At 40.2% G+C, this 15,520-nt stretch carries 11 protein-coding genes; 6 read left to right on the plus strand and 5 right to left on the minus strand.

Annotated features, from left to right (window positions below):
* Window positions 1–128 precede the first annotated feature (128 nt).
* Window positions 129–728 (minus strand): superoxide dismutase, encoded by a 600-nt coding sequence (locus ACESMA_RS01980; protein WP_372947077.1) that lies wholly within the window; start codon window positions 726–728, stop codon window positions 129–131.
* Window positions 729–1,091: 363 nt separating this feature from the next.
* On the opposite strand from ACESMA_RS01980, the gene ACESMA_RS01985 reads away from it, so the two are divergent.
* Genes ACESMA_RS01985 through ACESMA_RS02000 form a run of 4 tightly spaced genes read left to right on the plus strand, consistent with a single transcriptional unit; the run spans window position 1,092 to window position 5,787 of the window.
* Window positions 1,092–2,255 carry a hypothetical protein gene (locus tag ACESMA_RS01985; RefSeq protein ID WP_372947078.1) on the plus strand — a complete coding sequence of 388 codons (1,164 nt, stop codon included), beginning with the start codon at window positions 1,092–1,094 and terminating at the stop codon, window positions 2,253–2,255.
* Between the two features lie 39 nt (window positions 2,256–2,294).
* On the plus strand, window positions 2,295–3,965 hold the full coding sequence (locus ACESMA_RS01990; RefSeq protein ID WP_372947079.1) for a BCCT family transporter: 1,671 nt from the start codon (window positions 2,295–2,297) through the stop codon (window positions 3,963–3,965).
* Window positions 3,966–3,976: 11 nt separating this feature from the next.
* Window positions 3,977–4,897, plus strand: a complete 921-nt coding sequence (locus ACESMA_RS01995; protein WP_372947080.1) for a universal stress protein — start codon at window positions 3,977–3,979, stop codon at window positions 4,895–4,897.
* Between the two features lie 11 nt (window positions 4,898–4,908).
* Window positions 4,909–5,787, plus strand: a complete 879-nt coding sequence (locus ACESMA_RS02000; RefSeq protein WP_372947081.1) for a glycine betaine ABC transporter substrate-binding protein — start codon at window positions 4,909–4,911, stop codon at window positions 5,785–5,787.
* Between the two features lie 19 nt (window positions 5,788–5,806).
* Here the strand turns inward: ACESMA_RS02000 and ACESMA_RS02005 are convergent, their stop codons facing one another.
* The 3 genes from ACESMA_RS02005 to ACESMA_RS02015 all read right to left on the minus strand — a co-directional run bounded on the left by ACESMA_RS02005 (window position 5,807) and on the right by ACESMA_RS02015 (window position 8,324).
* Window positions 5,807–6,052 carry a GlsB/YeaQ/YmgE family stress response membrane protein gene (locus ACESMA_RS02005; RefSeq protein ID WP_372947082.1) on the minus strand — a complete coding sequence of 82 codons (246 nt, stop codon included), beginning with the start codon at window positions 6,050–6,052 and terminating at the stop codon, window positions 5,807–5,809.
* A gap of 128 nt (window positions 6,053–6,180) precedes the next feature.
* Window positions 6,181–7,536 carry an MFS transporter gene (locus tag ACESMA_RS02010; protein ID WP_372947083.1) on the minus strand — a complete coding sequence of 452 codons (1,356 nt, stop codon included), beginning with the start codon at window positions 7,534–7,536 and terminating at the stop codon, window positions 6,181–6,183.
* A 77-nt stretch (window positions 7,537–7,613) separates the two neighbouring features.
* Window positions 7,614–8,324, minus strand: a complete 711-nt coding sequence (locus ACESMA_RS02015; RefSeq protein ID WP_372947084.1) for a ThuA domain-containing protein — start codon at window positions 8,322–8,324, stop codon at window positions 7,614–7,616.
* 179 nt (window positions 8,325–8,503) lie between these two features.
* Here ACESMA_RS02015 and ACESMA_RS02020 point away from each other — a divergent pair, with 179 nt between their 5' ends.
* Complete coding sequence (locus tag ACESMA_RS02020) at window positions 8,504–12,769, plus strand: hypothetical protein (protein ID WP_372947085.1); 4,266 nt, start codon at window positions 8,504–8,506, stop codon at window positions 12,767–12,769.
* Window positions 12,770–12,832: 63 nt separating this feature from the next.
* Window positions 12,833–14,068, plus strand: coding sequence for an alpha/beta hydrolase family protein (locus ACESMA_RS02025; RefSeq protein ID WP_372947086.1), 1,236 nt, complete (start codon window positions 12,833–12,835; stop codon window positions 14,066–14,068).
* Window positions 14,069–14,101: 33 nt separating this feature from the next.
* On the opposite strand, the gene ACESMA_RS02030 is transcribed toward ACESMA_RS02025, so the two are convergent.
* The gene (locus ACESMA_RS02030) at window positions 14,102–15,520 is read right to left on the minus strand and encodes a tetratricopeptide repeat protein (RefSeq protein ID WP_372947087.1); all 1,419 of its coding nucleotides are present in this window, start codon (window positions 15,518–15,520) and stop codon (window positions 14,102–14,104) included.

Below are 15,520 nucleotides of genomic sequence, written 5' to 3' on the forward strand. Positions count from 1 at the left end.
TAATTCCTGTAAATGTAATCTTTTGGATAAAACTGCACAACTGCACAGATTTCTAATTAACATAAAACCATGGAAAAAAGCAAGAAAAACCCCGGGACCTCATCCCGGGGAAAAAAACCAAAAATCAACTAACCTTTAAACCGCCTGGCGACTTCGTCCCAGTTGATGAGATTCCAGAATGCATTTACATAATCCGGACGTCTGTTTTGATAATTCAGGTAATATGCGTGTTCCCACACATCAACACCCAGGACGGGTGTGCCCTGAACATCTGCAACATCCATCAGCGGATTATCCTGATTGGGCGTGGACGAAACCACCAGTTTATTGTTTTGAAGAACCAACCATGCCCAACCTGATCCAAACCGCGTTAGTGCAGCCTGGACAAATGCCTCACGGAAATTTTCTACTGAATCAAATGATTCGTTTATTGCATCGAGCAGTTCGCCTTCCGGATTCGGAGATCCTCCCGGCGCCATTACTTCCCAATACAAATTATGATTGTAATATCCTCCTCCATTGTTTCTTACAGCCGTGGAATGCCCCGAAACTCCTTTCAGAATTTCTTCAATGCTTTTTCCTTCGAGCGCGCTTCCGGCCACTGCATTATTCAGGTTATTGGTATAACCCGCATGATGTTTTGTGTGGTGAATTTCCATGGTGCGCGCATCAATGTGCGGTTCCAAAGCTGTGTAATCGTAATTTAATTTCGGTAATTCAAAAGCCATATCTTCTTGTTCTTTTTATAAAATTAATAAAATACTTTTAAGTCTTTAATGCAAATATAAGGCACGTTTTCTGGTTGTGCAAATATTTCAGGATAAAAACACATTGAAATCCTTTATTGTTCATCAAAATTGTTTTTTATTTTCTGAATCCATATTGGGAAAACCATGCTCTTGGGCTGGCCATGGTATTTTTTATAGGTGCGCGGGGTGCTATTGAAACTTTCCTTTTTCAGGCGATCTGTATTTTCGCAAATTCAGTAAAATCCGGAATTTCCAAACAATATTTGCTCTGTTTCGTTAGAACCCTTAAACAGAAACTTCAAAATCAAAATGTTAAATAGTAAAACGTTACTTCTTTTTCGAATGACAAAATCCGTATTTATTTCATTGCTTCTAATTGTATTTGTTGATTACCCGACTCAAAGTCAGGAGAAACCTGAGGTAAAATTTGGTGGCGCATTACGTTTCAATTACAATTTATCTACCTGGAAAGAAGGGCAAAAAGATCGTGGAGGCGATTTTGGTTACGATATGTTTCGAATTAATTCAATTGCATCGTACAAAGGAATAAAACTGAATGCTGAATACCGGTTATATTCTGAAAGCTTTGGTGGTGGAATGTTAAAGCAGGGTTGGGTGGAATACGATTTCAGCGAAAACAAAAACCTCCAAATCGGGTTGACTCAGGTACCTTTCGGTATTACTCAATACAACTCCAACAACTGGTTTTTTAATATGACCTATTATCTTGGGCTTGAAGACGATCACGATATGGGAATAAAATACTCATTTTCAGGAGAACAGTGGGAATATGCACTCGCATTTTTCAAAAATGCCGAAGAGTTGAATTTTGGAAGTTATTCGGATGTATCGCACAGCCGGTACTCGTATGACATTTCTTCGATTGATTTGAACGGCGATGGAAATCCGGATTTAAGAAATAAGGAAACCAATCAGCTAAATGGTAAGGTGGCCTACAAAATTCAAAATGGAAAGTTCAACCATAAAATTGGCGTTTCGGGGCAATTAGGCGGTTTACACAACCTGGATTCGGGAGAAACCGGCAATCATTTTGCCTATGCCGGTCACTACGAAATGCAGGCCGGAAGAGTGGCTGTAAAAGCTCAAATGGCCGGGTATGGACACAACCCGGAAAACCCTTCAGGAGAACCAACCAATGTGGTGGGCATGACGGCCTATGGCGCCCCTTACCTTGTAGCAGCCAACGGAAAAATTTACACGCTTTGCCTTTCCTACTCGTTGCCGGTTGACTGGCATCCGGTTTCCAATCTCCAGTTTTATAACGATTTGGGCTACCTGGATAAATCAGTTACTGAATTTAAGAATTCAATTATGAATGTAACCGGAGTTTTGGTAACTGCCGGAAATGTTTTCACCTACATTGATGCGGCTGCCGGAAAAGACCACCCGTGGCTGGGGCCGGAATGGACAAACGGATTGGCTGCCGGAACAGAAAATGCCTCCTGGCATTTACGTTTCAATATTAACCTGGGATATTATTTCTAACATCCAATAAACTTAACAGCAAATTAATAACGGAATTTTATGACTGACGAGAAAGTAACACCAAAGGACAGTGAAGCCCACCTCAAAAGCAGCAAAAAGTATTTCGATGTGGACGGACTGGTTTTCTGGCCATCAGCGCTGATTATTGTTGCGTTCATCTCCATCACTCTGATTGTGGGAGAGCCAATGGACCAGGTATTTTCGGCCATCCAAAGCAGTATTTCCAGTTATGGCGGATGGTTTTTTATATTGTCCGTAAATATTTTCCTCTTTTTTGTTCTGTACATTGCATTCAGCAAGTATGGCAAGATACGGTTGGGAGGGAACAAATCGCGGCCCGAATTTTCAACAACTTCATGGTTTGCCATGTTGTTCAGTGCAGGAATGGGTATCGGTATTTTGTTTTGGAGTGTGGGTGAACCCATCAACCATTTTATTAACCCTCCTGGTGCCGAACCACGCAGTGTTGAAGCAGCCCGTGAATCGATGGAAATTACATTTTTACACTGGGGATTACATGCCTGGGGTATTTACGCTCTGGTGGGAATGGCACTGGCTTTTTTCACGTTCAATAAAAAATTGCCGCTAACCATCAGCTCGGTTTTCTATCCCCTGCTTGGCGAAAAAGTGCATGGCCCCTGGGGAAAAGTAATTAATGTACTTGCAGTTGTGGCCACATTGTTTGGACTGGCCACTTCGCTCGGACTGGGCGTACAGCAGGTAAGTGCAGGATTGGCACACCTGTTCAATTTACCCGACACCATTACAACACAGGTTATTTTAATTACAGTAATTACCCTTGCAGCTACCGGTTCGGTTGTGGCCGGACTGAGTGGCGGAGTAAAAAAGCTAAGTCGTCTCAATATGTTTTTGGGTGCCATCTTTCTGGTCTTTATGCTTGTGGTAGGTCCTACCCTGTTTATCATGGATTCGTTTATTCAAAACATTGGAGGCTACGTTCAAAACTTTTTTGAAATGTCGTCATGGACTGAAACGTATAAACAATCGGACTGGCAAAGCGACTGGACCGTATTTTACTGGGCCTGGTGGATTAGCTGGTCGCCGTTTGTGGGTATGTTTATCGCCCGCATTTCCAGAGGCCGCACACTTAAAGAATTTGTGTTGGGAGTTCTTATTGTACCCACTTTACTTACTTTCTTCTGGCTTTCAACCTTTGGTGGAAGCGCCATGTATCTCGAACTGAATTCCCTGGCCGATATTGCCAGCGCGGTTACAGGCAACGTTGCCACTTCATTGTATGTACTGCTGGAACAATTTCCGCTTTCATCATTAACTTCGGTGGTTGGTGTGGTTTTGGTTACCAGCTTTTTTGTTACTTCTTCCGACTCGGGTTCTTTGGTTGTTGACTCGCTTACCGCCGGCGGAAAACTTGACGCACCGGTTCCCCAGCGCATTTTCTGGGCATTAACTGAAGGTGCGGTTGCTGCGGTTTTGTTAATTGGCGGCGGACTTGGGGCATTGCAAACAGCAGCCATTTCAACCGGCCTGCCATTTACCATTTTATTAATTGTTTTGATGTGGAGTTTGCTGAAAGGATTGCGGAAAGAACATACCGGAATGATGGAAACCCAGATGGAAGCTGAACGTAAACAATATTTGGATACGCTGGCCAGAATGATGCAAAAAAGAGAACAGGCCAAAACTTCCGGAAAACTTGAAAAGAAACCAGAAAAAGAAAGTTTAATCTGAAAATCAATGCTATGTACCAATTTGAAGATATATTAGTTTGCCTCGATTTAAGTGAAATGGATGACTCGCTTATCCGATACAGTAATTTTTTGGTGGAAAACTTCAAACCAAAATCGGTTACTTTTTTACATGTGATGAAATCGTATGAAATTCCACCTGAAATGATCTCCGCTTTCCCGCACCTCGAGCAGCCGCTTACCGAAATTGTAAAAGAAGAGCTTCAGGAAAAAATTGAATCGCTTTTTTCCGGAACGAATGAAGTTCAAACAAACGTAAAAGTGGTTGAGGGTTCAACAACCGACAATATCGTGAGGTATGCGCGCGAAAACAACATCACGTTTACCCTTATGGGAAAAAAAATTGGGTACGAAGGTAGGGGAGGCATAGTACGAAAAGTAATCAGCATTATTCCATCCTCGGTTTTACTGGTGAGCGAAACCACGCAACCGCGCATTGAACACGTGTTGGTTCGTATGGATTTTTCGAAAATGAGTGGGCTTGCCCTGAAAATGGCTTTGCGCCTGCAGGAATTAACAGGTGCAAAAGTATCGTGTCATCATGCCTATAAACTTCCGTTGAAATATTTCCCACAGAGTTCGCCTGAAAACGATAAAAAACTCATGCAGCACATTGAAAAGCACAGCGCGAAAGAGTATCAGAAATTTATGAAAAAGCAGGAACTCGACCCGGAAAAAATTCCCTGTACAAATTCACTGGATCCGGAAAACGATGAAGCCCATATTCTTTACAAGCAGGCACTTACCAATGGGGCCGATATGATCATTATTGGTTCAAAAATTAAATCGGAACTGGCTGACATCATTATCGATTCTACTTCGGAGAAGCTGGCTTCGGCAGAAAAAAATCTGCCGGTACTCATAATTAAAGATCGAAAACAAACCATTGGGTTCCTTAAAGCCCTTTTTAAATAAACCCAGGAAAAATGAAACTAAAGTCTTATTACAACCGGATTTGCATACTGATCGTTCTATTTTTTATCGTTTCATGTACGAATAAACCATCGGGCGAAGAAGAAATGACGATAAAACTGGTTTATACCGATTGGTCTGAAAGTGTTGCCATTACGCATCTTTCGGCAGTTTTGCTCGAAGAAAAAATGGATTACACTGCGATTACAAAACTAACCGATGTGGAGACCGCATACCAGGAAATTGCCAGCGGAGAATCAGATATTTTTGCCGATGCATGGCTTCCCGAAACTCATAAAAAGTACATGGAAGACCATACCGAAAATATTGAAAAACTGGGAATCCTTTATCCCGAGGCCCGAACGGGGTTTGTTGTTCCGGCATACAGTGAATTACAATATGTTTCAGACCTCAAAAATTACAGCAATCCGATTATTGGAATTGACGAAGGTGCCGGAGTGATGCAAAAAGCCAGGAAGGCCATCGAAAAATACAGTCTGCCTTTCCCGTTAGTTAGTCTTTCAGAAGATGAAATGATAAAACAACTGGAAGATTCGATTAAACGCAGGAAAGAAATTGTAATTACAGGATGGGAACCACACTGGATTTTCGCCCGCTACGAAGTTAGATTTCTGGAAGATTCGGAAAATATTTTTGGAGTAAAAGAAAATATTTTTGCCGTTGGCCACAGTGGAATTGAGGAATTGCATCCGAGGGCAGTTCGTTTTTTTGAGCGGATGCAGTTGACCGAAAAACAGTTAAACAGTCTGGTTTACCAGGTAAAATTGAGCGAAGACCCCAAGCAAGGGGTGAAAAACTGGATAAAAGAAAACGAATACATTGTAAACCAGTGGGTGAAAAACCTGAAACCGGAACGTAAAAAAATAATGTAATACCTTTTGCTGCTACTGTTTAATTTGCCAGTTTCCGAATTAAACCCAATAAGGCAAGCAACGCAACCGCCCCAATAACTGCGGTGATTAAATTGCCAAATAATCCGCTGTTGACAAATATCCCCAGCTCGTGCAGCAACCAATTGCCAAACCACGCTCCGGCAATTCCTACAATAATATTCAGCACACATCCATATCCTTTACCGCGAATAATAAGCCCGGCAATGGCACCTGCCACCAAACCAATTAACAATACATACAACATGATTAAAAAATTTGAATTCAGTTTCAAAATATAAAAACATCACCTCATAAAAAAGAAGCTGTTCAAAAAACCCTGAAATAATTTAAAGTTTCCTGAACAGCCTCTCCTGCTAAAATGCATTGATTTGTTTAACGCACTGCTGCACCTTCGTCCAAATCATTTCCACTCTTGGTTTTATTTTTAACCCAAAATGAAAGGATAATAAATGCAACAATTAATATGGTTGGCAGAACAGCCAGATTACGCAACGTCATTTGCGGACCGGCTGTTTCAATTGATTCTCCCATAATGGGCAGCACCATGGAGGTAGCAACAAATCCTGCACCGCCAAGGATTGACATTCCCAAAGCTCCGGTTTTAGGTGCATATTCTGCCGCAGCGCCAATCATAGTTGGCCAGAAATAACAAACACCCACGGCAAACACAGCAGCAGAAACAACAGTCATAAAGGCGCCGTTGGTGACACTTAATAACAACAAACCGGCAACAGAAAATACGGCTGAGCCCAGCAGAACTCCCGGAGGATTCAACCGGTGAATCAACCCACCTGCAAAGTAGCGGCCAACTGCCATTAAACCGGTTACAACTGCCAGAATAATCATGGGATGAACGCCTTTATTGTCCAGCAATGCATTGATCCACTGCGTGGTTCCCAATTCAGTGGATGCAGTGAGCAACATACAGGCAAAAATAAACGGAAAGAGCAGTGTAATTTTATTTACGGCCTTACCTTCAACAATAATTAATACTGCAATAACTCCGATAATAATCAGTGGCAGTTCATAACTTCCGGTAATGGCATGAGAAATAGACTGAACATTGGCAACCAGAATCATAAAAACTACCGCAAGTGTAATGGTAATCGGCGCTCCAACGTTGCGCATCATTTCCTTATAGGTTACACCCGATGAAACCCGCTCTGTTTCAGGAATTTTCTGTCCCAAAAACATAAATCCGTAAATGGCAAGAGGAATAAACAACAACCCCACAAGCACCTGCCAGGGCAAATTCAATGAATCGATTACCAGGGCAGCCAGTAAACTTCCAATGACAATTCCGCCGGGAAACCATACATGAAAACGGTTCAGCATTTTCGATTTCTTGTCGGGATAAATAGCTGTAACCAGCGGATTACATGCAGCCTCAACACTTCCGTTGCCCAAACCAATAAATACGTTGGCAATAAACAACGAGGTGTAATCTTTAGCCATGAGCAACAATACAATTCCCACCAGGTGCATCCCAAAAGCCATCCAAACTACTGTTCTGGTTTTTACAATGTCGATAAAATAACCTCCGGCAAACATGGCCACGGCAAAACCCCAAAATGCAGGTGCAAATGCGCGTCCAACCTGCTCGGCTGTCAAACCGTAGTCACCCGTAAAAACACCTTCAATTCTTGCTCTGATAGCAAATGTCATTGCAGTAACCAGCAGAGCCAGACAACTTGCAATAAAGAGTCTTTTTCGATTTACATTTTCCATAACTTGATTTGATTTTAAATTGTTCTATTCAATTTATTTGATTTAAATTTTAGCTGAATTTGTTTTGAATTAAACAACTAATTGCTTTTTGCCAAATAGTTAATGGCCTGCAAAAGTAACCTCCGGTATTCGTTGGTTTCATAAGTCCGATAGTCGTGGCCAGGTTGCAGGTAAACTATACTCGATTTGTTGAACCGGTTTTCCCAACCGATGATTCTTTCGCTTTGCGGATGGTTGGTGGTTAAAATGGGAATCACTTCTTCCGATACCCTGTAATTTCCGTAAACCTCATCGAAAAACCGCAAACTGCCGAAACCTTTTGTAACCGGATGATTTCCTGCCGGTTGAATATAAACCCAAACATCGTGCTCGTAGGTTGATAAGTCTTTTTCCGGAATGCCACGGCGCTTTTCAATATATCTCCCGCCCAGTAGTTTTTCAAACTGCGGCCAATCCTGGTACGAAACCAACGCATGATGCAAAAAAAGCATGGGTTTGCCCTTTTTGGTCAATTCGATGTAAGCTGATTTCTCAACTTCGGAAATTTCTTTCCACATATCATAAAAAACAAGTACATCAAAATCTTCGGCCTCACCTTGGGCAATAGCCTGATTTGCTTCTGGTTGCGCAAAATGAATGTATTCAATTCCCTCCAGTGCATCGAAGAGCTGGAAAAACTGGATGGTGTCATACGAATGCCCACCGGTAACCAACATAATTTTTACGGGTTGTGCTTTCAGGGTGAAAATAAACAGTGAAGCAATGACTGTGGTCAGAATCAGTCTCATGGTTATTATCATTAGTAGTTTTGAAAAAGTAAAAATATGAATTTAATTGACTTTTAAAACATAATTTCTGTAAAATCCTGCGAACAAAAGTTTTCCGGCTTCCGGGTTTTCATTTCCTTTTATTAGGCGAACAGAACCAGAAATTCTTTTATCTTCAAAAAAATTACCATTTTTACCAAATGGCCCAAAGAAAAAAAATACAGAAGATTACGGGCTGGTTTGCACTAGCCTTTCTGCTTCTTTTACTTGGAAGTATAATTGTACTTTGGGTTAAATTCATTCCTGATTATGTAAAAAACTACCTGTCAGAATTTACTGATGAAAAATCGGAAGGAATCTATTCTTTATCTATTGATGCTGTTAAAATTAAACTTCTACCCTTTTCAGTAAAATTTGAACATGTAAATTTGTTGCCCGATGAGGAACTGGCCGTTTTGAATAAAAACAATCAAAATAAAACCTTTTATACTTTTAGTGCATCCGAAATTGAGCTGGAAGAAATAAAACTGAAAGCTCTTTTAAACCACCGCAAATTTATTTGCAATCAAGTACTGATTAAAAACCCGTCCATTAAATTGGAAGGTGAAGATTTGCTGAAAAGCGATTCGACAAAAATTAATTCAACCCTGGTTTCAGATATCAGGCCGTTGTTTGAAATGCTTGATGAAGTAAAAATTAACCGGATTGTGCTTGAAGAGGCTAATTTTGGTTTTTACGGAGCATTGGGCAACACCGATTTTATTTCGCAGGCAAAAAAGGTTTCGGTTGATGTGCTGGGTTTCACCACAAATACAGAAATGATTCAACGGAATACCGGTTTTTTTAAAACAGATGACGTGCTTATTCGCATGAATGATTTTCAAAACGATATGGGAGACAGCCTGCATGTTTTAACTATTGACACTTTGCTGTATTCACTAAAATCAACAGACATAAGGGCTGCAGGTTTTCGGCTTTTCCCGCAAACAAGAAATGCAGAAAAAAATTTGTTTGATGTAACCGTCCCTAATTTAACTGTAAAAAGTCGCAGTATTGCGCGTTTTGCGCTCGACGATTCCCTTAAAATCCGATATCTTGAATTTAATAAGCCCGACATCAGTTTTTACCGAAAAGAAAATCCTCAGCAATTTAAACTGGAAGCCATCGATAATTTCGATTTATACGAACTGGTTCAAAACAATTTTTCAAAACTGGAAGTGGACAGCTTTTTCCTTCACGATGCAAAGGTTGAAATTTTCAGGCAACCAGATTTCAACAATTATCAGCAGCAGTTTCGCGCTGTAGATATTATTCTGAACAGGTTTGAACTGGATTCTGTTTCAGCGCGAAACCGGGAAAAACTTTTACATGCCGACGATTTGGAGATGACAGTTGCCGGATATCACCTGAGGCTGGACGATAATGAACACGAATTTAAAGCCGACTCGTTATTTGTTTCAACATTTACCGACAGGCTGGGTGCAAAAAAAATTCATTTGCAACCGCTTAATAAAAATCAGTCGGCAAGCCGCACCGAAGTGAATGTGGAGTGTGAATCGTTAAATATTGAAGGAATTGTTCTGCGGAACTTATACCACACCAAAACACTGCCTTCAGAAAAAATTGAGGTAATTGGCCCCAAAGTGCACCTGCTCTATCATTTGGAAAAAGCAAAGCCAGCAAAACAGGCTGAAGGCGGGCTTTTGTTTGAACTGGTAACCGATTATCTGCAAGGAGTTTATTCTAATTTGGTTTACATTGAAAGGGGAAGGCTCGACATTGAAAACAACCTGCACGGAAACTTGCAGGGCTATTTTGAAACCAGTTTCAACTTCAGCCTCACCGATTTCAGCCTTGATTCGGCAAGTGTTGAACAAACAGATAAATTCTTTTATGCCACCAATTTCGATTTGAATTTTTCAAATTACACCATGCGTTTGGTGGACGATTTGCACAAACTTGAAGTTGACAATGTATTAATTTCGAGCATAAATCAACAGATTCAAATTAATAACCTCGAATTGCAGCCGGTTATTGAAAACGTTTCAGTTGATGATATGAAACGCTTTAACCGATCGGAACTGTTTCATGTTACCGTTCCGGGAATTAAATTAACCGGGGTAGATTTACGCAATGCATTTTTTAATAATAAACTGCTGATTTCCAACTTCAGCATATCAAATCCTGATATTTACTTTGAAAACTTCGGGGCACTCCGTTCAGGAGAACCAAATTTGGAACTAACTGAGCTTTATCAACTCATTTTCAATTATATTGAAGATTTTGATATCAGGAAGTTTATCGTATCTGATGGAAATTTAAACTGGGTAAATCATACACGCCGGGGAAAAACCACATCGTTTGACAATGCTTTTTCGGCGTCGCTTCAAAATTTTCGGCTGAACGAAACGGAGCTCCCCAAAAAAAGGCTGCTGTTTTCCGATAATTTTGAAGTATCCATTCGGGACCAGCAATTCGAATTATCAGACAGTGTACATGTGCTGAAAGGAAGTGAAATTAGGCTTTCTTCTGCAACATCTTCGGTTCAGGTAAAAAACGGACTACTGTTCCCGCTGATCACTTCAAAAAAATATCACGACCTCGCCACTACTTTCCAGGTTGCCATTCCCGAAATAAATATTGAAGGTTTCGATTTTCAGAATGCCTGGTATTCGCAGGAGCCGTTTATTGACAAACTTGAACTTGTTTCTCCCCGGTTTCAGATTTACACTCAAAAGGGAAAAACAAAATCACTCGATTTAAAAACCTACACCTTTCCAATGCCGGCGTTTATTGAATCATTAAAACTTAACGAATTTAAAATTACAGATGGCGAAGCAGTAACCTATCAAACTTCTGAAACAAGCCAAAAAGCGCAGGCTAATTTCAAATTGAATTTTTCGATGCCAGGAATTATGCTGAAAAATAACAACAACCAAATTCAATTGCAGAATCAAAATATTCAGCTTGAAATTTCAGACTTCAGGGCGCCAATTGACGAGCTCCATAATATTTTAATCGGACAAATTGATTTCGACCGGGAACGAAAATCTGTTTCAGTTTCAGGTTTAAAAGTGGAACCTTTTTTAAGACGTGAAGACCAGAACCTGTTTAAAATACTTGCTCCGGAAATTCACTTTACCGGTTTTGATTTGGAAACAGCCTTTGAGCAAAACAGTTTCGAATTCGGCCAGATTGAAATTAACAACCCCGATATTTCCATTGAAATTAACCGGAAAATAAAAGACGACACGCTGGAATTTTTGCAAACCCTCGATTTATATCCATACGTGGAACACCTGATAAACCAGGTTAAAATAGATAACCTGAACCTGAACAAAGCCTACCTTCATTTTAACTGGCTCGAAAAACAACTTTTCCAAAATGAACTGCATATTTCATTTAAAGATATTTTCCTCAGCGAGAATCAACCGCCGGCCAACCTGCTCAATTCGAGGGAATTTAATATTTCAACTACGAATCTTTCAACAACAAACAAAAACGGCATGTATGAATTTACCGCCGATTCGTTAATTTACAATTCGGCCAGACACAACGTTTGGTTGAAAAATATACAGGTGAACCCGCTTGCCAAAAAAGAAGAATTTCCAAGAAAAACAGGCTTTCAGACCGATGTTGCAAAAGCCAGTATTGAATACATTGAATTTCAGAAAATTAACGAAAAAAGGTGGCTGCAGGACAATATCCTGGCTGCGGAAAAACTGCAAATCGGTCCGGCCAGTCTGGAGATTTTTCGTGATAAACGATTCCCCTTTAATCACAGCCAAAGACCCCCCTGGCCACAAGACCATTTGAAAAACATCAGTCAGGATTTTGTATTTGATTCGGTAAAACTTATGCCTTCATACATTAAATACAGCGATTTGTTAAGCATATCGGACGAGCCCGGAGTTATTGAATTTTATGATTTAACTTTTTCAGGCGGCAGACTTTCCAATAGCGAAAAAGAAACCGGGCAAAATAACATCTTTGAATTGAATGCACAGGCCAAACTTTTAAATCAATCGTTACTGAAAGCAAATTTCCGTTTCGACCTTACCAGCCCCGATTATGTGCATTCTGTAACTGGTTTTTTGCAACCCATGCCTTTGGAACCATTAAATTCGATGATTTCAAAATCGGCCCCGCTTGCCATTGAAACTGGCTATTTAAACAGGTTGGATTTCGATATTAATTTTTACCAAAACCAGGCAACCGGAAACTTGTATTTTGCTTACGACAACCTGAAAATTGCAGTTTTGGATTACAGCTCCGATGAAATTCAGAAAGCAAAATTTGCTTCATTCCTGGCCAATAATTTGGTTGTTAATTCGAAAAACCCAAAAGGGAACGAGTTAGTGCCCGTTAAAATTTCTTATGTTCGCGATGAAGAACGCTCTATACTAAATTTTTGGTGGAAATCTATTTATTCAGGCGCTAAAAAAGTGATAGGATTGAACCCGTAACCAGAAAAATTGTTTCACAAAAATGAACATTCAAAATTTTTATACCTTTGAAAAAAAATAACCATGCAACTAAAAATTAAAGATTACACCCGGGGAATTCTAATTATTTTATTGATATTCAGCTTTTCAGCCTGTCATAATCTGTTCAACAACGATGATGATGAACCGGAAACCAATTATCTTGTAAGTTACGAAATGGTGCGTTCTTACCTTCCTGTTATGGTTGAAACCATGTTCGAGCAGCTTGTTAGTCAATACCCTGAAATGGCATCAGTGCAGGAAAGAGTAAACCATGGAATAATCATTTACAAAATTACATATAAAACAACATTTAAAGGCGAATCTCAACTGGCATCAGGGCTTGTATGTGTTCCAACCGGCGAAGGATCTTTTCCGGTAATCAGCTACCAAAACGGCACCAATACTTTGCACGGCAATGCACCGTCGGTTAATCCAAATTATGATTATTACATTTTGCTTGAAGCCATTGCATCAACCGGATTTGTAATTTCCATGCCCGATTATCTCGGTTTCGGATCATCCGATAATATGTTTCATCCTTACCTGCATAAAGAATCAACCGTGCAAACTGTTTTGGATATGCTTAGGGCAGTGGAAGAACTTGCAGTTGTTCGGGAATTTTCGCTGAATAATGAATTATACCTCACCGGTTATTCGCAGGGAGGCTGGGCAACCTTGCAGGTGCAAAAAGCAATCGAGGAAGAGTTTTCCAGTGAGTTCAACCTGAAAGCGAGTGCGCCCGGAGCAGGACCCTACGATTTGAATTTCATTAAGGAATATATTTTAAGTCAGGAAACTTATCCCATGCCTTATTACTTTGGATACTTGTATAACAGCATGATAAACCTGGATGAAGAAGCAATTATGCCAATTGGAGAAGTATTCAGTGCTCCCTACGATTCGCTGATTCCAACACTTTTCGACGGTACCATGTCGGGTGAAGAAATTAATGCGGAACTCACAACCGATGTGGCCGAACTTTTTACCGAAAATTACCGCTTAAATTATAATACCGATACCCAGTTTAATTCACTGACAGAAATACTTAAAAACAATAGTATTGAAGCCTGGAATACTTCAACTCCCACAAAAATAATTCATGGTTTAGCCGATTCATATGTCCCGGCAATCCTTTCAAAAAATATTTATGACGATTTTGTTGCGAAAGGTGCACAAAGTAGAGTCCAACTAATTGAAATTCCGGAAACGGATCATATTGGAGGCATTGTTCCTGCAGGACTTATTTCCATTGGTTGGTTTTTGGAGTTAACGGAATAGATTTCATAAGAAATAATCAGAAGAAGTATTCACTTACAAATTGTTTTCTTCTCTGAAGTCGTCAACCAATTTTTGCAAGCGTTTGTTTTTTAATGCTTTCGGATAAATATCGAACAGGTAATTGATTTGAATGAATTCCTGTCTCATCGCTTCCTGCAACATTTCAAAAGCATCTTTTTCGTGTTTACTTTCGAGCAGCAGGCTAACCATGCGGTATTTAAGCAACGAATCATCATTTTTTTCAAGCCCTGACTTTAAAACCCGGAGTGCATTTTTTAACTCACCAAACTTCAGAAAAATATCCACCCAGGTAAGCCAAACTTCGGTGTTATCGGCTTCAAGTTCAGCGGCTTTTACCAGTGCATCTTCCGCATCTTTAGGTCGGTTGCAGTCATTATAAACCTTTGCAAGCGTAACCCAGTATTCAGAATTTGAATTATCAATTTCCAGCGCTTTTTTGATAAAAATAATACTTTCGGTCCACTTTTTTTCAACCCACATAACCAGGCCAACACCAAACCATGCACTATCATTTTCCTTGTTTATTCTGATGGCTTTATGGTAATAATGCTCTGCCTGAGTATGTTCATCGAGGTTTAAGTAACATTCGCCAATGTAACACCAGCCATCATCATTTTCCGGATCAAATTCCAGGTACTCGGTATATTTTGCAATGGCTTCGCGGTATTTTCCTAAATTGGCGTAAGCGTTTCCAATATTGAACAGCGACTGGTCAAACTCTTCATTTAACACCAGCGCAAATTCATAAGCTTCAATCGCTTTTTCGAAATTACCGGCTTTGTTGTAAGAAATGCCAAGATTAAACCAAATGGAGAAATTAAATGGGTCAATATCGAGATACCGGTTGTAATAATCAATGCTTTTTTGGTAATCACCTTCCTGGTCGCTAAAAAATCCCAGGTCGTAAAGTGCCATTTCATTTTCGGGATTTAGCTGAAGCGCTTGTTCAAAATAACTAATGGCCATTTTTATTTCACTGGCCTGAACATAGGCAGAACCAATGTGATAAAGTATATCGTCTTTTTCATTGCCGGCATGTTTTATTGCTTTGCCGAATGCTTTTTCAGCTTCAATTTCATTACCGAGCATCAACCAGGCCGAACCTTTCATAAGATGGACATCAGGATTGGCAAGCTCAACCTGCTCTGCCAGATTGAGGTATTTCAGCGCATTTTGATATTTTTCTTTGCTAAGCAAAACCTGAGCGTATTTGAGTTGAAGCGGCACGGCACCCGGGTGAATTTGCATTCCCTGGCGCGCTGCAATTTCAGAAGCATTAATGTCTCCCTCATCGAGCAGAAATTCTACAATTCCCTCGAATTCAGAAACATCGAAATAGCTTTTCCGACCTGAAACAAGCGACCGTTTAAAACGGCTCAGCGCTTCATCCATGTTCTCTTCACTTAAATAACCACGTTCTTCTTTGTTCAT

The organism is Mariniphaga sp. (assembly GCF_041687215.1).
Taxonomy (GTDB): Bacteria; Bacteroidota; Bacteroidia; order Bacteroidales; family Prolixibacteraceae; genus Mariniphaga.

Coding starts and splice junctions, on each gene's coding strand:
- ACESMA_RS02020 (WP_372947085.1), top strand. CDS start 8,504: ATGGCCCAAAGAAAAAAAATACAGAAGATTACGGGCTGGTTTGCACTA.
- ACESMA_RS01995 (WP_372947080.1), top strand. CDS start 3,977: ATGTACCAATTTGAAGATATATTAGTTTGCCTCGATTTAAGTGAAATG.
- ACESMA_RS02000 (WP_372947081.1), top strand. CDS start 4,909: ATGAAACTAAAGTCTTATTACAACCGGATTTGCATACTGATCGTTCTA.
- ACESMA_RS02005 (WP_372947082.1), bottom strand. CDS start 6,052: ATGTTGTATGTATTGTTAATTGGTTTGGTGGCAGGTGCCATTGCCGGG.
- ACESMA_RS02015 (WP_372947084.1), bottom strand. CDS start 8,324: ATGAGACTGATTCTGACCACAGTCATTGCTTCACTGTTTATTTTCACC.
- ACESMA_RS02030 (WP_372947087.1), bottom strand. CDS start 15,520: ATGAACAAAGAAGAACGTGGTTATTTAAGTGAAGAGAACATGGATGAA.
- ACESMA_RS02010 (WP_372947083.1), bottom strand. CDS start 7,536: ATGGAAAATGTAAATCGAAAAAGACTCTTTATTGCAAGTTGTCTGGCT.
- ACESMA_RS01980 (WP_372947077.1), bottom strand. CDS start 728: ATGGCTTTTGAATTACCGAAATTAAATTACGATTACACAGCTTTGGAA.
- ACESMA_RS01985 (WP_372947078.1), top strand. CDS start 1,092: ATGACAAAATCCGTATTTATTTCATTGCTTCTAATTGTATTTGTTGAT.
- ACESMA_RS02025 (WP_372947086.1), top strand. CDS start 12,833: ATGCAACTAAAAATTAAAGATTACACCCGGGGAATTCTAATTATTTTA.
- ACESMA_RS01990 (WP_372947079.1), top strand. CDS start 2,295: ATGACTGACGAGAAAGTAACACCAAAGGACAGTGAAGCCCACCTCAAA.